Genomic DNA, 22,277 nt, shown 5'->3' with positions numbered 1-22,277 from the left:
GCGAGGGATTTAATAAATGACAATTTATGAAATATTATTTCTACTCGTTATATTTATTGCTAATATTTTTGAAGCGATGACAGGATTTGCGGGGACTTTACTTGCAATGCCTTTTTCAATGTTGCTAATTGGAATAAATGAGGCCAAAACAATCTTAAACATATTAGCGTTGATAGCCTGTTTTTATATAACGATTACAAATTTAAAACATATTAATAAGCAAGAGTTTTTCAAAATTACTGTTTTTATGCTAGTTGGCTTAGCAATTGGGATGATGCTTTTTCAAAAACTAGCGCTTGGTTATTTGCTAAATATTTATGCTGTAGTTATTATTCTAATAGCTTTGAAAAACATGTTTATTAAAAAATCAATCGTCAAAATACCATTCATGGTAACCATTGTCATTTTGCTTTTAGCTGGAGTGATTCATGGTATGTTTTTATCAGGAGGATCATTACTTGTTATTTATGCAATGACCACACTGAAAGGAAAATCCGAGTTTAGAGCAACGTTAGCTGCAATTTGGGTAGTATTAGACATAGGTATGATAATTAATCAATTAAGATTAGGATATGTAACGTCAGAAGTACTAACACTAACAAGTATAGCTTTGATCCCGTTATTTTTTGCAATAGTTATTGGGAATTTTTTTCACAAATATATAAAACAAGAGTTATTTCTAAAAATCACTTATGTACTTCTGCTGATTTCAGGGGTATCATTACTCGTAAATTAAAAAGATTCTACTACTGATGTATTATCAGCAGTAGAATCTTTTTTAGAGTAAGGAGGAAATACTATTTCAGTTTATCTAAATAGAGTGTATCGAAATGTCGTGAATGATTACAAAATAGAGTTAGTTGCAGGCGAAGCAGGATTGACGAACGAAGTTAAGTGGGTACATATGGTTGAAAATGAAGAAATTTCTTCTTTTTTAGATGGACAAGAAATTGTATTCACGACGGGGATTGGTATAAGTTCTGATGAAGAATTACTGTCTCTTATTAAGCACAATGTGAAAAATGGAGCCAGTGGAATGGTAATTAATAAAGGACCCTATATCAAACGAATTACAAAAGAAATGGTTGATTATTGTAACAAATCAGGGTTTCCTTTATTTGCCGTTCCATGGGAAGAAAAAATGGCGCGGATCATGAAAGTCTTCTCTTTTTATATCTTAGAAGAAGAGAAAAAGAAGATCGAACTAAGTAGCGCAATTAAAAATGCTATACTTTCATCAAATCAAGAAGTCCTTTTTCTTCCGACATTAGAGAAATATGGCTTCAAACCACAAGGCAATTTTAGGGTTGCTTTGTTTGATGTAGTGGATAATTCTAAATTACCTCAAATAAAAAAAGATTTAGAATTTCTCCTCGAAAATAAGAATCTTGATGTTGCGATTACAGTAATGGAAGACGTTATATTTATATTATTTTCAAATTTTAATAACCAAATAATCACACAATTAAATAAGGAAATAGAAGAGATAATTCATTTAAAATATAAAAACGTTCATTATTTCTTCTCTATTGGGGGTGAAATAAATCAGCTTCAGGCTATTAAGAAAAGTTATAAACAAGCACTGTTTGTACAAAAAGTCTTAAAAAATAAGAAATTTGGATTTTATGAAGACATCGGGGCGTATCAAGTGCTATTTGAGTTAAGTTATACGAGTGGGGTTAGAAGTTTTGTCACTACAAATTTAGACGTTTTGTCTAATTATGATCTCGTGAAAAATACGAATTACACGGAAGTATTACGACTGTATATTGAATCAAATGGAAGTGTAATGGAAGTAGCAGATAAGTTGTACCTACATCGAAATACGATTAACTATCGAATTTCTCGTATTGAAGAATTAATGAACTGTAATCTTGATGAATTTAATACACGATTAAATATAGCACTAGCATTTATGTTATTAGATGTGTTTGGAAACGAATCAACTTAACTCTTTTATAGTTAGATGTGAGGGAATAATCTGAACGAGTTTTTGAAAAAATCTAATAAAGGAACTTTTTATAAATTTTCTATTTTACATATTCCGGATTATCAGAAGTTATAGTCATCAAATTGGAGAATAATCTGGTTCAACAAAATAAGAGTCCGGTAAAGCGAGCACTTCTAAAGTGTTCGCTTTGTCGGACTCTTTTTAGTCGGGAAAACCTGTTCTTCATTTCAATTAGCTTAATCACTCTTCAGCCATTTTATAATTTTTTCTTTATCGCGTTTCCCAATGGCTACAATCTGAATTATTTGGATGGTCGCCTCGGCTTCGCTCAAAATAATCCGCAGGCCCATCTTCTTGGTTTTCAGTTTGTTGCATTGCGCCAAATTGCCATGAAGGGATTGGCCCGCTTCCACGCCTCTCAATTTGATTCGGTCCAGCGCTTTATGGACGAAAATCTTTTGGCTGCCATCCAGCTGTTCATAATCTTCCGTTGAATACTGTGTCCATTCAAGCTGATACAACGGTTATTCCCACCCGTCTTCTTCATCAAAATAGTATTTCCACTATTTCTTTAATGTTAAATGACTGTAAATTTTATGGAATTGCGCTGATATATATAAGGTGTATGTTATCTTAGTAACAAACACTAATATCGGAATTCAATATTGGAAACCGTTATTAAAAGGAGAAGTCGAATGGAAGACAAAGTGCTTCGCAAACTTTTTTTGGGATTTATTCATATCCATATCTTGCACCATGCTAAAGTGATGCCGATTTATGGCGTTTGGATGCTGGAGGAACTTCAGGAACATGGCTACAGCATCGGACCGGGAACGCTTTATCCGATTCTTCATTCCATGGAATCCGATGGCTTGCTGATGAGAGAAGACCGGAACGTAGAAGGTAAAATCCGGAAGTACTACAGTATTACGGAAAAAGGGGAACACGTTTTAGTTGAGGCTCAAAAAAAAGCCTATGAACTGTTTAAGGAGATAAAAGACTGAATCAAAGGAGAGAAGAGAGAATGATGAATCAAAAAAAATCGACTGTCAGTTTCAAATCATTACTGGAAATCTTTATTGTTTCCATCCGGTTAGGACTTACTTCATTTGGAGGACCTATTGCGCACCTAGGCTATTTTCATGAAGAGTACGTACGAAGAAAAAAATGGATGGATGAGAAAAGTTATGCGGATCTAGTTGCGCTAGCTCAATTTCTTCCTGGACCTGCTAGTAGCCAGGTAGGGATCGGAATTGGAGCGATGCGTGCAGGCGTATCAGGGGGAATCGTGAGCTTCATTGGTTTTACCCTTCCATCGGTTATCGCGTTGATTCTATTTGCGTTGCTATTACAAAGTTTTGATGTATCGGATGCTGGATGGCTAAAAGGATTGAAAATTGTTGCCGTCGCAGTAGTGGCTCATGCCGTTTTAGGTATGGCAAAAAATCTCGCACCCGACTTGAAGAGGAAAGCGATTGTCTTGTTTGCCTTGATTGGGACGCTTTTCTGGCAGACTGCTTTTACGCAAGTGGGTGTCATCTTGATTGCAGCTTTAATTGGTTATATTCTGTATAAAAACACTGCCGAAACAACAGAGGGACAGATGCAATTTCCAATTACGAAAAAGGTAGGAACTGCTTGCTTGGTGTTATTTTTTGGATTCCTTTTTTTTCTGCCAATTCTCCGAGAAGTTACCGGCTCATACTGGGTAGCGATGTTCGATAGTTTTTATCGTGCTGGCTCATTGGTTTTTGGTGGGGGACATGTGGTCTTGCCACTTTTGCAGCAGGAATTTGTCCCGACAGGCTGGTTGAGTGAAGAAGCCTTTCTGGCTGGATACGGGGCGACTCAAGCAGTACCGGGACCCTTGTTTACCTTTGCAGCTTATTTAGGAACGGTCATGAATGGCTGGATTGGTGGCCTATTCGCTACTTTCGCTATCTTTTTACCGGCGTTCTTGTTGATTGTGGGAGCCTTGCCTTTTTGGGATACACTGCGCGCAAATCGGAAAGTAAAGGGTGCAATCATGGGGGTCAATGCGGCAGTTCTGGGGATTTTAATTTCTGCGTTCTACACGCCAATTTGGACAAGTTCCATCATAGAAGCAAAGGATTTCGCTTTGGCAGCTGCCTTATTCAGTATGTTGGCTTATTGGAAATTGCCACCATGGCTGGTAGTTGTCACAGGAGCATTAGGCGGTTCTTTGCTTGCTTTATTCTAAGCGAATACCTAGAAAATGGGTAAATAATCGATTAAAAAGAAATTCTTTAAGTATTCGAATTTATTTTTCAACCTTACTTGAGAAAAAGGATGTTTTATTTTCTAAAGTCGATTACTTAGTTTACATATCATCAGATTATCGGAAGAGAAGGAGCTAATAAGCTTTTCTCTTCTAAACATTCAAGAGTGGGGAAGTTTTTATGAGAAAGTTGCTGTTTTTTTTGTATATTGTTTCTTTGCTGGCAGTTTTAATTGGATTCTATGGAATGAACGTCTTCACTGAATCTATTGAAGAGGACGGCACTGGCGGTGGTAATGGTAACCCAGCACTGTTTATTCTAGTTTTCCTCATGCCATTTCTCTTTTATTTTTTATATGGCACTACAGAACTTTCCATGCGGTTTGTAGAAAGATATAAAAAGAGGCGAACTCTTGTTATCAGCTTAGTATTTAGTGTAGTAGCAACAATAAGCATAGGTGTTTACACTTTTTTAAAAGCTCAAGCTTTACGAAACGAAATCATACAGAGACTAGAGAATTTTGATGATGTTTCTCAGATTTCTTTATGGAATGCCTTTTCCAACTCTGTTTTTTTTAATCCATTGACTTTTATTCTCGTTATATTAGTTTGCTATATTTTCGGTGTGATTTGGAATAGTAGTAAAAACCGTAGAAAGAAAATACTTTAAACTAAAAAAGAGCGCTTGATCGATTACTTTCGATAGCGTTCTTTTTAGTTTAAATTTCTCCCTAGATTGCAATATTAAATGCAACAAAACATGTGCGAAATAGCAACTAAAGTGACAGGCTACTATTTATCCGGTGTGTAACTGGCAATTAAGACGCCAGAATCTGTTGAACGGACGTTCTTGAGATTGAACATTTTCTGATCAGCATTTTCTTTAAACAGCCGCTTGCCTTCACCTAATACGAGCGGAAATGTCATTAAATGTAGTTCATCAATTAAATCGTGTTTGAGCAAAGATTCAATGAGTTCTGCACTGCCGTAGACTACTAAACGCTGACCTGTTTTTTTCAATTTGCTGACTTCTTGCGGTATGTCGCGGGTAATCAAGCGGGCATTCCACTCTGTGCGCTTCAAGGTAGTAGAAACCACATACTTTGGTAATTTGTTGATTCGTTCTGCAAATCCCTCTTCATCTTCTGCTGCTGGCCATGCTGCAGCAAATCCTTCGTATGTGACTCGGCCAAGTAGAAGTGCGTCACTCCTAAATAACAGTTCCAACTGGAATTTAGCTAACTCATCATCCCAGTAGGGTGCAGTCCAAGAAGGTTCTTCCATAACTCCATCAAGTGTTACATACATCACGACAACAATTTTTCCCATAATCATTCTCCTTTGTGAATGAAGTAAGAGCGAGTGAACAAAAATCTATGTATTAGAAATAATTCTAGCTCAATAGAAAATCTCCTTTAAACTGATAAAGGTAGACTGTCGTTGCCAAACGGTTGAAAACATTATAATAAAGAAAAATTGGGTTTATTTATAAAATATTAACAGTTTTTAGTGTTTTTAAAGTAAACTATAACTACTGTAAAAGAGGAGTGATAAATTATGCAATGCAATAGCTGCGCAGTGGCGGCCATCAAATTTGAAATTAAGCTGGAAGGGGAAACTAATCTTTCGGCGTTGCAGATAGTTGTAGATCATTTGAACAGAAGAGAAATAGAAGTTGTGCAAAAAAAAAATAAGCTACAAATAGATGAAAAAGGTGCTAGAGAATTTCTCGATTTTTGCAGTGATTTACTAGATGTAAATCAAGTGATGTTCCGTATTAACCAAGAGACATGGCAGCCGTTAGAAGGCATGCCTGCGGTGTTTGCAACTGAATGGATCGACGAGGTCATTAAAGAACAACGACTCATTTGTCATTATCAGCCAATAGTAGATGCAGATGAAAACATTTTTGCTTATGAAATGTTGGCGCGTTTTCAACACAAAGACGGTTCGATGATTTATCCAAACGAAATTTTTCCAGCAGCTAAGACCCGTGGACGATTGTATGCATTAGACCGAGTTTGTAGAATGACTGCGGTAAAATATGCAGCAGCACTCAATGGAGAAAAAGCATTCATTAACTTTATTCCGACTTCGATTTATTCGCCCGAATTTTGCTTACGTTCAACTATTGAATTAGCTGAGCAATTGGATGTAAATCCAAAATCTCTAGTGTTTGAAGTGGTGGAAACCGAGAAAGTAGACGATCTTAATCATTTAAAGAAAATCTTGCGCTACTATAGAGATAGAGGATTTGATTACGCATTAGATGATGTGGGTGAAGGCTATAGCACGATTGAGTTACTAGCCGACTTAAAGCCAAATTACATGAAGTTAGACATGCAATATGTCTTTAATGTTGCTGAAGATACAGAAAAGCAAAAAGTCGCAAAGCGATTTTTAGAAAAAGCTCAAGAAATCGGCTCTGTTCCATTAGCTGAGGGAATTGAAACACAAGCGGATTTTGAATGGCTGAAAAAGCTTGGCTATCAATTGTTCCAAGGCTATTATTTTGGTAAGCCAGCAGCAAAACCTTTGTCTAAAATGTAAACAAAAATTTGAACAAAAGCCCAACAGCCACATATGGTTGTTGGGCTTTTGTAAAAAAAAACGTATACTGTAGAAATGCTAAATTTTTAACTTAGCAATAGAAAGAGGGAAGACGAAGATGATATCGTTTGTTTTAACGTTAAGACGAATGCTAAAAACTTTTTTTCAATTAATTCGAAACAAAGAGTTCCAAGTACTACTCGGGTTAACAATCATGATGTTAGTATCGGGCACTATTTTCTATTCAACTGTAGAAGGATTCTCTGTAGTGGATGCATTGTATTTTAGTGTAACGATTTTGACAACAGTTGGTTCGGCTACGCTAGAGCCTTCAACGGACTTCGGTAAAATTTTCACGATTTTTTATACGATTACCGGAATCGGGGTCATGTTGAGCCTGATTTTGCAATTGTCTATTCAAATGCGCAATGAAAAAAAGCGACCAGTTGTAAAAGACGAAACAATAGCTCCAAAATAAATCACAAAAACACACAGCAAGCTTCATAAACGAAGCTTGTTGTGTGTTTATTTTTTTAGTAACAGATAAACGAAATAAGGAGCTCCGATCAACGCAGCCATAATACCTGCTGGAATACCAGAAGGTTCGAGCAAATTCCGTCCGATGGTATCAGCTAGCAGCAGCAACCAGCCACCGATTAAAATGGCGAGCGGCAAGAATAGTTGATGCCGCGGTCCGACAATGGCTTTCGCAATATGTGGTGCCATCAAGCCGATAAATGCGATTCCACCGGTAACAGAAACTGCAGATGCGGCTAGAGCGACAGCAGCTAGTAGCAAGATTATGCGTTCTTTTTCAATAGAGACACCAATGCCTACAGCCACCGGATCACTAAGACCAAGAACATTCATGCGATTTGCTTTGTATAAAGTGAAAGGAATTAATACGACTAGCCAAGGGAGAATAGCCAAGATGAATGGCCAATCCGCCCCCCAAATACTACCGGCTAGCCAGTTGGCAATAAAATCGACTTTTTCCGGTTCAGCAGAAGATATTAGTACAATCATGACGCCAGACAATGCCATCGAAAAACCAATTCCGACTAGCACTAAACGAATAGGTTGCAGCCCCGTACTGCGAGAGTATGAAAATGCATAAATCAAGACAGCAGTTAAAAGTGCTCCTCCAAAGGCAACGATAGGAAGCAAATAAGCAAACGCACCAGCTTCTACAGGAACAAATAAGAAGAACACTGAAATGGCAACACCGGCACCTGAATTGATACCGATAATTCCAGGATCTGCAAGGTCATTGCGTGTGATGCTTTGCAAAATAGCTCCAGACAAAGCCAATGCCATTCCGGCAAGCAAGGTGATTAAAATACGTGGCAGCCGGATGGAAAACAGGATAAATTCTTCTTTAAAAGTGCCTTCTCCTAATAGTGCAGGCACTAAGCGGTCATAGGAGATAGGAGAATAACCTAAGCCAATACTCGTGATGGCAGTCAACAAGATTAACGTCAGTAATAGGTAATACGAAATTCGTTGTTTTTTTCGTAAGCTTGGATGAATCATGCGAATGCTTTGCCTCCTTTACGGACAATAACGAGGAAGAAAGGCAAACCGATAATCGCAATAATTGCTGCGACTGGCGTTTCAAACGGTGCATTGATTGTTCGGCCGATCAGATCAGCCAACAGCATGAAAATGGCTCCAGCTAATGCAGACATGGGGATGATAAACCGATAATCAGTCCCCACAATGGCTCTTACGACGTGAGGAATCATTAAGCCGATAAAGGCCATATTACCAGCAAGTGCAACAGCAGCCCCCGCAAGTAATGTGATGATAACAAAGAGAATGGCTTTGATTTGTGCTGTTTTCTGCCCAAGACCGATGGCGGTTTCTTCGCTCAAACTGAGAATGGTCAATTGCCGTGACAGCAATATAGCAATCAATAAAGACACAGCGATAAAAGGAACAACTACTTGCAGTTGTCCCCAGGAGGTACCGATCAAACCGCCTGCTGTCCATTGTGAAATGTTTTTAGAGATATTAAAGTAAAGACCAATGCCTTCCGCAATCGCTGTCAGAAACGCAGATATGGCCGCACCAGCGAGCACGATACGAAATGGCGAAAACCCACCTTTTTTAGCAGCACCAATCCCGAACACTAACGCTGCACCGACTGCAGCACCGATAAAGCAAGCAATCATGATGCCGAAATAATTAGCAGCAGGAACAAACGCTAAAGTAAATGCAAGCGCAGCATTCGCACCAGCTGTTAAGCCGAGTAGCCCAGGGTCAGCGAGCGGGTTGCGAGTCATGCCTTGCATCATGGCACCCGAAACGGCGAGTGCCGCGCCAACAAAAACAGCAGCAATTTCACGAGGCAGTCGAATTTCGCGAATTACCCCGATGCCATCACTAGAAGAAGTCGAAAACAAAGCGAGTGCGACTTCTTTTAAGCTAATATCTGCTGCGCCGAAAATCAATGAAACAATTAAGGTTAGTACAAGTAAGGCTAGACTCAACGTTAATTTAATTGAGAAGGGAATTTTAAGTGTCATTGTCATCATCTTTTCCTAAGAATAAAAGAGGGATTCTTCAGCAGAATCCCTCTTTTTTGTTAGATACGTTAAACCCATCGATGTTCCATCACTTACCTAAAAAGTTTTCAATAAAGAATTCCAATTGGTATTCCAGTGTAATCGGATCATTAAAATAAAATTCTTTAGCATTGGCCACAAAAATCTGTCCGTTTTTGGCAGCAGGTGTATTTTTGTACAGGTCTGTTTCCTGGAACGAATTATCCTGTGTGCTGTCTTTGCTAAAGATGACATAGTCGCCCATGTATTCCGGTAATACTTCTTGTGACAACATGTAATAACCGTCCGCTAACGCCATTTCTTCCACTTTTGCAGGCATTTTTAGTTTCATTTCTTGATAAAGAATTTCTGTTCCGCGGCCCCAGTTGTCGCCGAAAACATACAGTTGCTTGTCAAAGTTTTCAATAACCGAAACGGTTGCATCTTCACCGATTTCAGCGCGGATGTCTTCTCCCGCTTGCTGTGCGCGTTCTTGGAAGTCGGTAATCCAAGTTTGTGCTTCTTTTTCTTTATTGAGGACTTTACCGATTTCAAGGTGTTGCTCCAAATAACCCAATTTGCCATAAGTAAAAGTAACAGTCGGTGCGATTTTGCTTAATTTGTCGATGTTATTAATGGTTGAACCACCAATGATCAAGTCCGGCTCTAATTCAATGATTTTCTCAAGGTCTGTATCTGCCACTTCTTCTACATCTACTAACTTTTCTTCAAAACGCGGGTTGTTTTTTGACCATGAATCGACGCCTACTAAAGGAACGTCTAGAGACATCACGTCACCGCTATACGTGGAAAGAACAATAACGCGTTGTGGATCCGCAGGAACTTCAACAGGACCGCTTTCAGATTCATATGTAATTGTATCAGGAGCTTTGTCACTTTCTCCAGCAGTCGTTTCCTCAGCAGTGGACTCAGAATTACAGGCACCCAGGATTAGCAGTAACGTAAATAAGAATAGCGGTAAAATAATTTTTTTCATATCGGTTAAACTCCTTTAACTAAGTTGTATGTTATGCACATCGGTTTTTGTGTTCGCGGATCGAGCCCGATGTCAGCGTCGATGCGGAATACTTCTTTTAGAACAGGTTGAGTAATGACTTCATGGCAGTTGCCAGATTTAATGATTTGTCCGTCTTTCATGGCGATGATGTGGTCTGCAAAACGTGCTGCTTGGTTCAGGTCGTGGAGCACCATAATAATGGTCCGCTCTTGTTCCCGGTTTAGCTGCTGAAGCAGTTCGAGAATTTCCAATTGGTGAGCCATATCCAAGTATGTGGTAGGCTCGTCTAGAAAAATCATTTCGGTTTCCTGTGCCAGAGCCATGGCAATCCAGACGCGCTGGCGTTGGCCACCCGATAAAGCGTCAACCGGATGATATTTGAAAAATTGCGTGCCGGTGACGTCAAGCGCCCAGTTGATGATTTCATAATCTCTTTTAGAAAGTCGGCCAAAGCCTTTTTGATAAGGAAATCGTCCGTAAGAAACTAGCTCGCCAACGGTTAATCCGGCGGCACTATCTGGCGTTTGAGGAAGAATCGCCATTTTTTTGGCTAGCGACTTCGTATTCTCCTGTGCAATATTACTACCGTCTAATACGACTGTTCCGGATTGATGCGGAATCACACGAGTAATCGCTTTTAGCAGCGTTGATTTGCCGCAGCCATTCGAACCAATAATCGTCGTAATTTTTTTGTCTGGAATTTGGACAGTCAAATCTTTGACAATCAAGCGGTCTCCATAGCTAATAGTTAGCTCCTCGGTGAACAAACGCACCATCCAAAAAACCTCCTAATTTAAATTTATTATCTTTTTCATTGATAATGATTATCATTTTCAGTACAATCAATACTATAAGACTAAATTATAAGGTTGTCAATAGAAATACAATGCGATAGGAGTGAAGATAGATGGTGGAAAAAGAGCTTTTTGATGTAACGATTATAGGTGGAGGTCCTGCGGGTTTATATTCAGCCTTTTATAGTGGGTTACGAGAAATGAAAACCAAGCTTGTTGAATTTCAGCCACAATTGGGCGGTAAAATTCATGTGTACCCGGAGAAGATGATTTGGGATGTAGGAGGACAGCCACCAATTCAAGGAGCAAAGCTTATTGATCAACTAGTTGCACAAGGGCTAACCTTCCAACCAGAAGTCGTATTGAATGAAAAAATAGAGGCCATAGCGAAAAATGAGAATGGTTTTTTTGAACTAATTGGCTCTTCCGGCCAGATTCATTTATCAAAAACGGTTATTGTAGCTGTGGGTGGAGGTATTTTGAACCCTCAAAAGCTGAAGATTGAAGGGGCCGAACGTTTTGAAGTGTCGAACTTGAATTATACGGTCAAATCCCTTGAACGATTCAAAGACAAGACCGTTCTCATTTCGGGCGGTGGAAATTCGGCAATCGATTGGGCCAATGAGCTGGAGCCACTTGCCAAACAAGTGTATGTCACTTATCGGAAACCAGAGCTTGCGGGACACGAAGCGCAGGTGACACAGTTGATGAATGGATCGGCTATTTGTTGCCTTCATACGAATATCACACGCTTGATCGCTTCAGATGATCGAGATGTCATTGAATTTGTCGAACTCACTCATCAGGGAACAAAAGAAATACAGCTGTTGCCAATCGATGAAATGATTATCAACCACGGGTATGAACGCGACATTAGTTTACTCGGCAACAGCCCATTGAACATTGAAGTTGCCGATGATTATTACATCGCAGGTACGTCGAATAGTGAATCTTCAGAGGAAGGTCTTTTTGCAGCCGGTGACATTCTGCAGCATGAAGGGAAATTAAATTTGATTGCTGGGACATTCCACGATGCGGCAAATGCAGTCAACAAAGCCAAGCAATATATCCAGCCGGAAGCGAATAAAATCGCAATGGTTTCTTCTCACAATGAAGTGTTCAAAAAACGCAACAAAGAATTGGTTAAGCAACTGTTAGTATGAGAGGGTAGAAGTTAGTCGACGTCTATCTTTCATCGTTAAATTGGGAAATATCTATTTTATCCATTGTCGGCAACAATTCAAAAAACAGACGGAGAAAAAGTATTCTTTTTCTCCGTCTGTTCTATTTTAGACGCTTATGTGACAGCCTCTTTTTAAATTATTTATACCCTAATGCTACTGCATCAGCTCGTTCTTTTTTACCGTGCAATACATAATATAAAAATGCAGTTGCAAGTACCACAAACCCTAGTATTCCATAGAGTGAGTTATAGCCAATTACCGGAATGATAAAGCCGAGAAGATAGGGGCCAAAACCTAATCCAGCGTCCATCGCAATGAAAAATGTTGAAGTGGCAAGCCCCATACGATGCGTGGGTGTCAGTTTGATCGCGACAGCTTGAGTGGTTGACTGCATATTACCAAATCCTAATCCAATTAAAGCACCTGCGACCAATAATCCGGTGCTGCTACTGGAGACGTTTAATAAAAACAATCCCGCTGCAAAAATAACGAACGCTGGATACATAATAAAATTAGCACCTTTTAGATCCATAAGCCGTCCAGTAAATGGACGAGATAGCAAAATCGCAATTGCATAAACCAAGAAGAAGTAACTAGCAGCTTGTACAAGGTTTTCTTCCATCGCATAAAAATTGATAAATGATAGGACGCTTGAATAACAAAGCGCAACCACTAAACAAACGATGGCAATAGGAACTGCTTTCAGTTCAACAAATTCCGAGATTTTAAACCCTTTCGTAACGTTCTTTGTTAGTGGTACTTCAACTGGTGGTACATAAACTAACAAAGAGACGACTAGGCTGACCACACCAAGAGCTAGACAAACAGAGAAGATCATTTCATAGCTGCTATATTGACTCAACATCAAGCCAATAAATGGTCCAAAAGCAGCTGCCAATGTTGAGCTCATACTAAAATAGCCGATGCCTTCACCTTTACGGGTCATGGGAATAATTTGTGCAACAATTGTTCCTGCAGCGGTACTCGCCATTCCCAAAGTCATGCCGTGAAGAAAGCGGTTGGCCATTAAAAACGGCAGTCCAAAATTTAAGAAGTAAAAAAAAGTTGTCAATGTAAACAAGGTCGTGCCGATAATCAGCGTTTTTTTACGGCCAATTTTATCGATGCTGCGGCCAATAAAAATTCGACCCGTCAGTGCACCTAAGATGAATATGCCTGTCACTAGTCCAGCTTCGCTTGTTGAAGCGCCGTATTCTGCAACCGCATAAACAGCGATGGTTACCATCAATAAATAAAAAATAAGGATTAAAAAGAAATTCACTAACGAAGTGAGGATAAAATCTCTTGTCCATAAAGCAGGTTTTAAAGTGTTCAATAGAAATGCTCCTTGCTAAGTAAAATAATTCGTAAGGCTGGGAGGTAGATAGGCACAAAAGAAACAGACAGCCAACTCGAGGCTATCTGTTAGTTTTTATCAGTTTGAAGTTTTGGCTTCAAGTAGGCCAACGATTTTCGTAATAGTCAGTTGACTGCCAAGCATTGGCGATTCTTTTTTCGGTTCGTTGCTGTCAGCACTTGCTGCAGGACGTTTATGTGCTTCTTTAAAGACGTCGCTCGTTTTCCATGCTTCATAATTTTCAAGAGTCTCCCAGTACATACTGACATTCAATTCATCGTACTCAGTCGAATCTTGTGTAATTGCGACTTCAACTTTCATAAATCCGTCCATTTCCTGTAAAGCACCAGGGCGTGAAAAGTTAGGCGCCATTTTTTCTGCGAATCCGGATTTCATTTTGATGCGGTTGGTTACGATATACATGAAGAATCTCTCCTTTTGCGTTCGAATTTGAGTTGCTCACTGCTATTCACTTTATCACATTTTGGATATAAATGTCTGTGCTGTTAGTACCGAATTCTTTTTCTATTTAATTTACTAGCCGTCATTTATAATTGAAAGAATAGGGAAAGAGGGATTTTTATGCCACGTCAAAGAGAAATCATCAGTTGGGTAGGGAGCAATAACGCTTATATCGATCAACTAGACATTCAGCAATTCAACCATTTGATACTCGGCCGGTTTGGCGGAAATTCTACAGCTGGCCAAGTTAAAAATGAAGACGGTTGCTTGATTTGGATGGACGAAAAAGAAGATTGGGAATTTGTTATGATTTTGGATGCCCATCGTTCAGCTGAAAGTGCTGAATTGGTTGTTAGGCAATTTCAAAAAAATATGAGTATTGTCGCTTCTTTACTATCTGGTAAGGTTAGTGTTGGGGTTTTTAGTAGATTAGAAAAAAGGTTGCTGCAACTATTTCAAGAAGACAGTTTTTTAGAGGCATGTCGTCGTGTTGAAGGCGAGACAGCCTGTCTAATTGCGGTGAGAAAAGAAAAGTACCTTTACTGGTTTTCTGTCGGTGATTGCCTACTATACTTGTTTCATCCCGAATTGATCGATTTTGGACAGTATCAGCTTAACCAACGACAATTTTATGATTGGATTGGACAAGTAAATACTTTTGAACAAGCGGTGCCCAGTTTTAGTAGCGGTGTCCGAGAATTACGGCAAGGAGAAAATCAGCTCTTGCTGACAACAGATGGACTGGTAGAATGTCCTGGCGCCGTATTTTCTGAACCCGATAGTATTTGGCAAAAATGTAAGGACACCGCTACCACTGATAGCGTAAGTGCTCTACTCGCTACGATTCAAAAAAACCACGTTCGTGACAGCACGACAGTGGTTTCATGGAAAGTAACTATTGCAGAAGCAGCAAGTTATGCTAGCAATCAATAGCTTTCGCTTTTTACTAAGTGCGTTGTGCAGTTAAATAGAGAGCAACTCCATTGATTTTCAGTATGCGTTAATAACGTGATAGAGGTGTTATCCATAGACGTTTTTTGGAACGTTTCAGGCATTAGTTTTTGCAACGTTAGACCAATCAAAGCGCCATGGCTAACAAGTAATACACGTTGATCACTGAAATGTTCTAAGACATCTTGAACACAGGCCAGTCCTCTTTCAGAAGCGTCTTCCAAGTTTTCCATCGCTAAATCTAAGGTACGCCAATCGGTTCCCCATTTTTCAAGACGTTCCTCTTCTGTTGTGCCTTCGATTTTGCCACCACTTCGCTCACGCAGCCGTGGTTCAAAATGATGAACGGGCAAACCAAGCGTGTTACTAATAATTTCAGCTGTTTCTTTAGCACGTGCTAAATCACTAGAGATAATGACGTCCCATTCTTCTTCAGAAACGAGTCGTTCTGCAAGTGACGCGGCTTGTTGTCTGCCGGTTTCATTGAGGGGAACGTCTGCAGAACCTTGCGCGATGCCTTGTATGTTCCAATCTGTGATGCCATGCCGTACCAATCCAATAGTCGTCATTCAAGTCAACTCCTTTGTTATCCTCTGTAATAGGATAACTGAAAGAGATCGGATACAACAAGGCGAATAGGTTAGGAGAAAGATTGAGAGTCGATTTATCCTAGCGAATGACTTGTTGCTTTCTAAGTAAAAAAAAGATTTTAATAGAGGTGGGTTCAGATGAAAAAAGTAGCATATGATGGGTATTATAAAGAAGAAAACTATTTTGGAAACCCTTATCCAGGACTACTGGAATTTTTCTCGACTTTTCAACCTAAAGGAACTGTTGTTGATTTAGGTTGTGGGCAAGGAAGAGATGCATTGTCACTAGGTGAGCTTGGTTACAACGTAATTGGAATTGACCATTCGGTTGTTGGTATTGAACAGTTGAATCGAGAAGCTAAGAAGAGAGAGTTAACTGTAGAAGGAATAGTTGGTGATGTATACACATATCAAATTTCAAAAGATGTCGATGTTGTGTTACTAGATTCGATGTTGCATTTTTACAAAAATGATTTAAAAAAAGAAACCGAATTGGTAGAGATGATCCTTACTCAGCTTAAAGAAGGCGGAGTTTTCGTGAACTGTATCATTAAAGGCGATAAAGGTGAAAAGATCTTAAAGAAAATTATTGACGAGTCGCCATCTGAATGGGAAATCCTTATCGATGAATATACAGACTACCGTGAAGCGAGTGTGGAATATCATCTGCTTGCTGTTAAAAAAGGAAAGCCTAGTAAAAATTTGTAGAACATACTAGCAACTTGTAGAAATACATTAAAAAAATCCTCCGAACTGAGCTAGTGCTCAGTTCAGGGGATTTTATCTATTTAGCAGTCAGGATACAGTTTGTCGTTTCTTTTCATTTTTATCAATCACTGTTGTACCTACTAGGTCTCCCGTAACGTTAAGCCCTGTAGCACCCATTCCGACAATTGCATCAATAGCTGTTAGTAATGCGACAGCTTCTATTGGCAATCCTAGCTGGACGAATACGGTAGCAATCATGACAATCCCAGCACCTGGAACGCCGGCAGTTCCGATAGATGCCAACGTACCGACAAGGACAACCATCAGCATTTCAGAAAGACTCAGTGGGTCTCCAACAAGATTTGCTGCGAAAACGGCAGAAACGGCAATTCGTATTGCTGCGCCGTCCATATTGATCGTGGCACCGAGCGGTAAACTAAAGCCGTATAAACTTTTTGATAATCCTAAGTTTTTAGCAGCATTCAAAGTTAATGGCAACGTACCAGAACTGCTTTGTGTCACAAACGCAGTCAGCATCGGCGTACGTGCTTGTTTGAAAAATTCTAACGGATTCACTTTAAACACGAATAGAAGCAATACATAGAGCAGAATTTGAACAAGTAATGCGGCATATAACACTAAAATCATCTCACCTAGGGAAAACAACGTATCTAAGCCTTGGCTTCCAACGGTTTTTGCCATAATAGCAAAAATTCCAATCGGTACATACTGCAGAACCGCTTTCAGTACAATCAACGTCATTTCATTTAGTGCATTAACGGTTTTGTACAAATGCTCGCCTAAGCTTCCCAATTCAGTGGAATTGCGCATGTAAGACAATGCAATGCCAAAAGCAAAAGCGGTAAAAATAATGCCGAGCAAGTTAAGCTCAGTAAAAGCTGTGAAAATATTAGAAGGAACAATGTTTAATAGCACATTGATGACTCCTGGGTTTTCTGGAACATCAAAGGTTTCATTGCCTTGTAATTGCATTCCCATGCCAGGCTGTAACAAGCTAGCCACTGCAAGGCCCACAATAATGGCAAAAGCAGAACTCAATGTGTAGTAAATAAACACTTTTCCACCCATTCGTCCAAGATCCCCAATGGATGATTGGTTAATGCCGACCATCATTGTGAAAAGAATTAACGGAATGATTAAGAAAGTTAACAAGTTCAGTAACAAATCACCAAGCGGAGCCAAAACAGCCGCCTGCTCTCCAAAAATTAGTCCAACGGCAACGCCGAGTATAAGTGCAATTGTGATTTTTAAAATCAATGATGTCGTAAGGTATCGATTCCATACAGCTTTCATATTTTCACTCCTATTTTCAATTACTGTCAATCCTTATAAAATCTATCGGGATTCATTTCATTAATTTATAACAGTCTATAGCTTAATGTCAAAGCATCTGTTTGCATGACCAATAGAATTCGTGACTGACAAGCACTGAGTTGCTCACTAACGATTTTCAATGACATTATTTTTTCAATAAAAGTTCATAAAATTTGAATCATAAGATTTTGTTGAGATACTAGTAAGTATAATGATTTTTAGTTTGAATATTCAAATAAATTAAGTCGATTGATTATCTATTCAAAGACTAGAGAGGATGGAGAAGATGAAAGCTTACGTCAGAACAAGTGCGTCAACTCAGGAAGTTGAATTACAGGAACTAGCAATTCCTAAAATAACTGAAGCCGAAGTGCTGGTAGAAATTCAAGCTTTTGGAGTAGGGATGCATGATCGGTATGTTGTTCCTCCGAATGCGACCTTTCCTTATGTGATTGGATCTGAAGCAGCGGGTGTCATTATAAAGATGGGGAGTGAAGTTTCCGGTTTTGGACTAGGCGATCGAGTGATTTTGTCGAGTAGCTTTCAACTAAAAGGCGGATGCTGGGCACAATACGCGGCTGTTTCGTGTGAGATGCTTGTAGCAATGCCCCATAGCATTAGTTTTATTCAAGGTGCCGCCATCCCAGTAGCCGGAAAAACCGCTTTAGAAAGCTTGCGGACTCTTGACCTTAAACCAGGAAATACGTTATTTGTAGCTGGGGCTTCAGGAGCAATTGGAACAATCGTGATTCAATTGGCGAAAAACCGAGGGATTCGAGTAATTGGTTCTGCCTCCAGCAAAAATCATCCACACTTACTGTTACTTGGAGCTGAAAAAGCAGTTGATTATTCAATTGCTGAATGGAAAGATCAAATCAAGCAATGGATGCCAGAAGGAGTAGATGCGGCTTTAGCCATTCACCGCGGAACAAGCAAAGATAGTATGGATATAGTAAAAACTGGCGGAAAAGTAGTAACGGTTTCAGGTGACAAAGTAGATTCGGAAAGAGAGACTAAAGTAGAGCAAATGCAGCATCAACTCAGCATACAAGAGGCAGTAAACATGCTAATTCAAGATATGGTAGAAAAAAAGCTCCATCTAGTAATAGAAAATGTCTACTCATTTGAACAAGCACTGGATGCGTTAGAGAAAACAGAGACAGGACATGCCAGAGGAAAGCTTGTTGTTTCTATGGAAGAAGCCTGATTAAAAAAAGCTCGCTCCTATCAAAAGGAGCAAGCTTTTTTTTGTTATAACCGTTTGTGAGCCATCGCTTCGCGCATATCTTGAAGTGCTTTTTTGCCGTCAGTGCCGCGAGCAATCATTAAATTGGTATAAAGCGCATCGATCAAACTCAGTTGGGCGATACGGGAAGCCAATGCTTCAGAACGGAAATCAGTTTCTTCTGAAACGGTATAAAGAGCGATGTCCGCTTCTTTCGACAAAGGCGATTTAGCAAAATTTGTGACAGAGATAATAGTAACGCCTTTTTCCTTCAACACATGAAGAACGTCAAGAATATCAGTAGTCGAACCTGAATGAGAAATAACAATCGCCACATCATCTGATTGCAGTTGAGAAGCGGCCATCAGTTGCATATGAGAATCCAAATTCATAGAAACGTGAAGGCCTAAACGAACAAATTTATGGTAGCCGTCCATCGCGACCATAGCAGAACCACCATTGCCATAAAAGTCGATCTTTCGAGCATGCATCAGTTTATGGGTCGCCTGTTCCATCGCTTCTGCATCCACAATTTGAAGCGTATCTTCAAGCGTTTTGATGTTAGAACGGAATACTTTTTCGGTGACAACGCGAATGCTGTCGCCTTCTTCAATTTTTTCGTGAATATCTTTTAAAGGCGCTACGACTTCCGCAGCAAGCGAAATTTTAAATGCTTGGAAACCTTTAAAGCCGATTCGTTGGCAAAAGCGGAAAATAGTTGATTCAGCTAAACCCAACTCATCCGCGATTTGATTGATGGTCAAATGAATAATGTTTTTTGGATCATGTAAGACATAATCGGCAATCTTTTTTTCTTTTTCACTAAAATGGCGGTAACTACCGCGTATGGCAGCCAGCGCAAATTGCTGTTCTTTCATACTCCGCGCCTCGTTTCTGTCTAAATAGTTTCGTCTATTATACAATAACATGTTGCGTGCGGAAAAATATTTGATACAATTAACTTAATAAAGAAAAAAATTCTTTTTTATGAGGAGGATTCTACAATGGAAATTGGGATTATAGGGTTAGGCAAGATGGGATTAAATCTTGCACTGAATATAGTGGATCACGGCCATGAGGTAATCGGCTATGACAGCCATACCGAAATCAAAGAAAGCGGTTTCACACAAGTTTCTTCTATTGAAGAAATGGTCAAGCAACTAGAAGCACCGCGCACGCTGTGGTTGATGGTACCTGCAGGCGAAATTACAGAAACAGTTATCGAGCAATTAATCCCTTTGCTTGAAGAGGGAGATGCCATTATTGATGGTGGAAACTCGAATTACAAAGATACATTACGACGCGCGGCGATTTTAAAAGAACATAATATGTTCTTCTTTGATTGCGGAACGAGTGGTGGAACAGATGGAGCACGTCATGGTATTTGTTCGATGATTGGTGGCGACGCAGAGAAGTTCAAAACCATCGAGCCCCTTTTAAAAGACATTTCTGTAGAAGACGGTTATTTGTACACGGGTGAAGCAGGTAGTGGGCATTTCTTGAAAATGATTCACAACGGTATTGAATATGGCATGATGCAGTCAATTGCCGAAGGCTTTGATATTCTCAACAAAAGTCCATTTGATTATAACTTTGAGAAAGTTGCTGACGTTTGGAACAATGGCTCGATCATCAGCTCCTACTTAATGGAAATGACCAAAAATGCATTTTCCAAAGACGCGAAACTAGAGGGCATCAAAGGGGTGATGAACTCTTCAGGCGAAGGAAAGTGGACAGTGGAAACAGCACTCGACTTAAATGTACCAGCACCGGTAATTACCTTGTCACTTATGATGCGCTACCGTTCATTAGAAGACGATACTTTTGCAGGAAAAGTCGTAGCCGCACAACGCAACGAATTCGGTGGACACGCAGTAGAGAAGAAATAACTTTTACTTCGTGAAAAGAGACTCTTGTGAAAAAACAGAGTTAATTTACGGAGTATCCAACTATAAATTAGTTACACATTGAGGGGGAGAAAATTTGTCAGGTTCAACGTTGATTATGGTCGCACTTGCAGGTATATTCTTATTGCTATTTTTAGTTATTCGTACGAAATTACACGCTTTTGTAGCATTATTACTAGTCAGTTTATTGGTAGGTATTGCGGCGGGCATGCCACTTAACGAAGTCATTACATCCATTCAAAATGGTATGGGAGGCACACTAGGCTTTGTTGCTGTCGTAGTAGGTCTTGGTGCTATGTTCGGTAAAATGCTAGAAGTATCGGGTGGGGCAGAACGTTTGGCTTCTACGATGATTAGTAAATTTGGTGAAGACAAAGCACCATGGGCATTAGGGGTTACGGGATTTATTGTTGCGATTCCTGTATTTTTTGATGTTGGTTTTATCATCTTAGTACCAATTGTTTACGGTTTGGCTAGAAAAACAGGCAAGTCGCTTTTGCATTACGGAATTCCGCTACTTGCGGGTCTAGCTGTTACGCATAGCTTTATCCCGCCAACTCCAGGACCGATCGCGGTTGCTGAACTGGTTGGGGCGGAACTTGGTTGGGTTATTTTGTTCGGTGTGCTTGCGGGGATTCCAGCGATGATTTTAGCAGGGCCAGTGTTTGGTCGCTTTATCGGCAAAAAAATTCATGTGTTAATTCCAGATTATATGGAACTTGAAAAAAAGGAATACGATAAAGAACTACCAAGTTTTGCGATGATCACTTCGTTGATTTTGATTCCACTTGTATTGATCCTATTAAATACGCTGTCAGCCGTCTTACTAGAAGAAGGCAATACCGTACGTGAGATTTTGACGTTCCTTGGTCATCCATTTGTGGCGCTGACAATTGCTACGTTGCTGACGTTTTATCTACTTGGGACAAAACGTGGTTATTCGCGTCAAGAAGTACAAGACATTGCTACTAAAGCGCTTGAGCCTGCTGGGATTATCATCTTAGTCACAGGAGCAGGCGGCGTTTTCAAACAAGTATTAATCGACTCAGGAGTTGGTGCAGTGCTTGGTGACATGATGGGCGATTCATCGTTGCCGCCAATCGTTTTAGCATTCCTGATCGCCGCAGCAGTTCGTGTTGCGCAAGGATCTGCAACGGTTGCGATGGTAACAGCAGCGGGTCTGATCACGCCACTTCTTGAAATCGTTGGTATGACCGGACCTGCTCTCGGACTTATTGTTATTGCTATCGCTTCAGGCGCGACCGTGTTATCACACGTCAACGATTCTGGATTCTGGTTGGTTAACCGATATTTCGGAATGGACGTCAAGGATACCTTAAAATCCTGGACGGTTATGGAAACCATTATCGGGTTAACCGGTTTCGTGGTAGTGTTAATCATCAGCTTTTTTATCTAAATTAAACTTGAAAGAGAAAAAGGGGATTTCGCCTTTTTCTCTT

The 22,277-nt window shown here is 39.8% G+C and carries 24 protein-coding genes; 13 read left to right on the top strand and 11 right to left on the bottom strand.

Annotated elements, in window-relative coordinates:
* Window positions 1-16 precede the first annotated feature (16 nt).
* Window positions 17-736, top strand: a complete 720-nt coding sequence (locus AJGP001_RS16785; protein WP_071152895.1) for a sulfite exporter TauE/SafE family protein — start codon at window positions 17-19, stop codon at window positions 734-736.
* Between the two features lie 99 nt (window positions 737-835).
* Window positions 836-1,951: a PucR family transcriptional regulator gene (locus AJGP001_RS16780; protein WP_151897522.1), complete on the top strand. Its 1,116-nt coding sequence runs from the start codon at window positions 836-838 to the stop codon at window positions 1,949-1,951.
* 236 nt (window positions 1,952-2,187) lie between these two features.
* Here AJGP001_RS16780 and AJGP001_RS16775 read toward each other — a convergent pair whose 3' ends face one another.
* On the bottom strand, window positions 2,188-2,472 hold the full coding sequence (locus AJGP001_RS16775) for an addiction module toxin RelE (protein ID WP_071152892.1): 285 nt from the start codon (window positions 2,470-2,472) through the stop codon (window positions 2,188-2,190).
* Window positions 2,473-2,646: 174 nt separating this feature from the next.
* Here AJGP001_RS16775 and AJGP001_RS16770 point away from each other — a divergent pair, with 174 nt between their 5' ends.
* The 3 genes from AJGP001_RS16770 to AJGP001_RS16760 all read left to right on the top strand — a co-directional run bounded on the left by AJGP001_RS16770 (window position 2,647) and on the right by AJGP001_RS16760 (window position 4,860).
* Entirely contained in the window at window positions 2,647-2,955 is a 309-nt protein-coding gene (locus AJGP001_RS16770) for a PadR family transcriptional regulator (RefSeq protein ID WP_058383971.1), read from the top strand.
* A 23-nt stretch (window positions 2,956-2,978) separates the two neighbouring features.
* The gene (gene chrA / locus AJGP001_RS16765; protein ID WP_071152967.1) at window positions 2,979-4,172 is read left to right on the top strand and encodes a chromate efflux transporter; all 1,194 of its coding nucleotides are present in this window, start codon (window positions 2,979-2,981) and stop codon (window positions 4,170-4,172) included.
* Window positions 4,173-4,371: 199 nt separating this feature from the next.
* Entirely contained in the window at window positions 4,372-4,860 is a 489-nt protein-coding gene (locus AJGP001_RS16760; RefSeq protein ID WP_071152891.1) for a hypothetical protein, read from the top strand.
* A gap of 122 nt (window positions 4,861-4,982) precedes the next feature.
* Here the strand turns inward: AJGP001_RS16760 and AJGP001_RS16755 are convergent, their stop codons facing one another.
* Complete coding sequence (locus AJGP001_RS16755) at window positions 4,983-5,519, bottom strand: dihydrofolate reductase family protein (RefSeq protein WP_071152890.1); 537 nt, start codon at window positions 5,517-5,519, stop codon at window positions 4,983-4,985.
* A gap of 228 nt (window positions 5,520-5,747) precedes the next feature.
* Here AJGP001_RS16755 and AJGP001_RS16750 point away from each other — a divergent pair, with 228 nt between their 5' ends.
* A complete protein-coding gene (locus tag AJGP001_RS16750; RefSeq protein ID WP_071152889.1) occupies window positions 5,748-6,740 on the top strand; it encodes an EAL domain-containing protein in 993 nt (330 codons plus the stop codon).
* A 118-nt stretch (window positions 6,741-6,858) separates the two neighbouring features.
* On the top strand, window positions 6,859-7,218 hold the full coding sequence (locus AJGP001_RS16745; RefSeq protein ID WP_058383975.1) for a potassium channel family protein: 360 nt from the start codon (window positions 6,859-6,861) through the stop codon (window positions 7,216-7,218).
* Window positions 7,219-7,265: 47 nt separating this feature from the next.
* On the opposite strand, the gene AJGP001_RS16740 is transcribed toward AJGP001_RS16745, so the two are convergent.
* The 4 genes from AJGP001_RS16740 to AJGP001_RS16725 form a co-directional block, all read right to left on the bottom strand.
* Window positions 7,266-8,273: a FecCD family ABC transporter permease gene (locus AJGP001_RS16740; protein ID WP_071152888.1), complete on the bottom strand. Its 1,008-nt coding sequence runs from the start codon at window positions 8,271-8,273 to the stop codon at window positions 7,266-7,268.
* Window positions 8,270-9,268, bottom strand: a complete 999-nt coding sequence (locus AJGP001_RS16735; protein ID WP_143039488.1) for a FecCD family ABC transporter permease — start codon at window positions 9,266-9,268, stop codon at window positions 8,270-8,272. Before AJGP001_RS16735 ends, AJGP001_RS16740 begins: the two co-directional genes overlap by 4 nt.
* Window positions 9,269-9,356: 88 nt before the next feature.
* Window positions 9,357-10,283 carry an iron-hydroxamate ABC transporter substrate-binding protein gene (locus AJGP001_RS16730; RefSeq protein WP_071152886.1) on the bottom strand — a complete coding sequence of 309 codons (927 nt, stop codon included), beginning with the start codon at window positions 10,281-10,283 and terminating at the stop codon, window positions 9,357-9,359.
* Window positions 10,284-10,288: 5 nt separating this feature from the next.
* Window positions 10,289-11,080 carry an ABC transporter ATP-binding protein gene (locus AJGP001_RS16725; RefSeq protein ID WP_058383979.1) on the bottom strand — a complete coding sequence of 264 codons (792 nt, stop codon included), beginning with the start codon at window positions 11,078-11,080 and terminating at the stop codon, window positions 10,289-10,291.
* 131 nt (window positions 11,081-11,211) lie between these two features.
* On the opposite strand from AJGP001_RS16725, the gene AJGP001_RS16720 reads away from it, so the two are divergent.
* Window positions 11,212-12,261, top strand: a complete 1,050-nt coding sequence (locus AJGP001_RS16720; RefSeq protein WP_071152885.1) for an NAD(P)/FAD-dependent oxidoreductase — start codon at window positions 11,212-11,214, stop codon at window positions 12,259-12,261.
* 157 nt (window positions 12,262-12,418) lie between these two features.
* Here AJGP001_RS16720 and AJGP001_RS16715 read toward each other — a convergent pair whose 3' ends face one another.
* Window positions 12,419-13,618, bottom strand: a complete 1,200-nt coding sequence (locus AJGP001_RS16715; RefSeq protein WP_071152884.1) for an MFS transporter — start codon at window positions 13,616-13,618, stop codon at window positions 12,419-12,421.
* A gap of 99 nt (window positions 13,619-13,717) precedes the next feature.
* Window positions 13,718-14,062: a heme oxygenase gene (locus tag AJGP001_RS16710; RefSeq protein ID WP_071152883.1), complete on the bottom strand. Its 345-nt coding sequence runs from the start codon at window positions 14,060-14,062 to the stop codon at window positions 13,718-13,720.
* A 159-nt stretch (window positions 14,063-14,221) separates the two neighbouring features.
* Between AJGP001_RS16710 and AJGP001_RS16705 the strand changes: the two genes are divergently transcribed.
* Window positions 14,222-15,034, top strand: a complete 813-nt coding sequence (locus AJGP001_RS16705; protein ID WP_071152882.1) for a PP2C family serine/threonine-protein phosphatase — start codon at window positions 14,222-14,224, stop codon at window positions 15,032-15,034.
* On the opposite strand, the gene AJGP001_RS16700 is transcribed toward AJGP001_RS16705, so the two are convergent.
* Window positions 15,028-15,621, bottom strand: a complete 594-nt coding sequence (locus tag AJGP001_RS16700) for a histidine phosphatase family protein (protein ID WP_071152881.1) — start codon at window positions 15,619-15,621, stop codon at window positions 15,028-15,030. The genes AJGP001_RS16705 and AJGP001_RS16700 overlap by 7 nt on opposite strands.
* A gap of 159 nt (window positions 15,622-15,780) precedes the next feature.
* Between AJGP001_RS16700 and AJGP001_RS16695 the strand changes: the two genes are divergently transcribed.
* Window positions 15,781-16,350, top strand: a complete 570-nt coding sequence (locus tag AJGP001_RS16695; protein ID WP_071152880.1) for a class I SAM-dependent methyltransferase — start codon at window positions 15,781-15,783, stop codon at window positions 16,348-16,350.
* Window positions 16,351-16,437: 87 nt separating this feature from the next.
* Here AJGP001_RS16695 and AJGP001_RS16690 read toward each other — a convergent pair whose 3' ends face one another.
* Window positions 16,438-17,664 (bottom strand): dicarboxylate/amino acid:cation symporter, encoded by a 1,227-nt coding sequence (locus AJGP001_RS16690; RefSeq protein ID WP_058383986.1) that lies wholly within the window; start codon window positions 17,662-17,664, stop codon window positions 16,438-16,440.
* A gap of 307 nt (window positions 17,665-17,971) precedes the next feature.
* Between AJGP001_RS16690 and AJGP001_RS16685 the strand changes: the two genes are divergently transcribed.
* Window positions 17,972-18,892 (top strand): NADP-dependent oxidoreductase, encoded by a 921-nt coding sequence (locus AJGP001_RS16685; protein WP_245830221.1) that lies wholly within the window; start codon window positions 17,972-17,974, stop codon window positions 18,890-18,892.
* Between the two features lie 44 nt (window positions 18,893-18,936).
* Here the strand turns inward: AJGP001_RS16685 and AJGP001_RS16680 are convergent, their stop codons facing one another.
* Entirely contained in the window at window positions 18,937-19,788 is an 852-nt protein-coding gene (locus AJGP001_RS16680) for a MurR/RpiR family transcriptional regulator (RefSeq protein ID WP_071152878.1), read from the bottom strand.
* 126 nt (window positions 19,789-19,914) lie between these two features.
* Here AJGP001_RS16680 and gnd point away from each other — a divergent pair, with 126 nt between their 5' ends.
* Window positions 19,915-20,799, top strand: a complete 885-nt coding sequence (gnd, locus tag AJGP001_RS16675) for a phosphogluconate dehydrogenase (NAD(+)-dependent, decarboxylating) (protein ID WP_058383989.1) — start codon at window positions 19,915-19,917, stop codon at window positions 20,797-20,799.
* Between the two features lie 94 nt (window positions 20,800-20,893).
* Window positions 20,894-22,234 carry a GntT/GntP/DsdX family permease gene (locus AJGP001_RS16670; RefSeq protein ID WP_071152877.1) on the top strand — a complete coding sequence of 447 codons (1,341 nt, stop codon included), beginning with the start codon at window positions 20,894-20,896 and terminating at the stop codon, window positions 22,232-22,234.
* Window positions 22,235-22,277 lie beyond the last annotated feature (43 nt).

It is taken from the genome of Planococcus faecalis, from assembly GCF_002009235.1.
In the GTDB taxonomy this organism is placed as follows: Bacteria; Bacillota; Bacilli; order Bacillales_A; family Planococcaceae; genus Planococcus; species Planococcus kocurii.
Note: the sequence above shows the minus strand (reverse complement) of the source record. Positions and strands in the feature narration are given on the sequence as shown.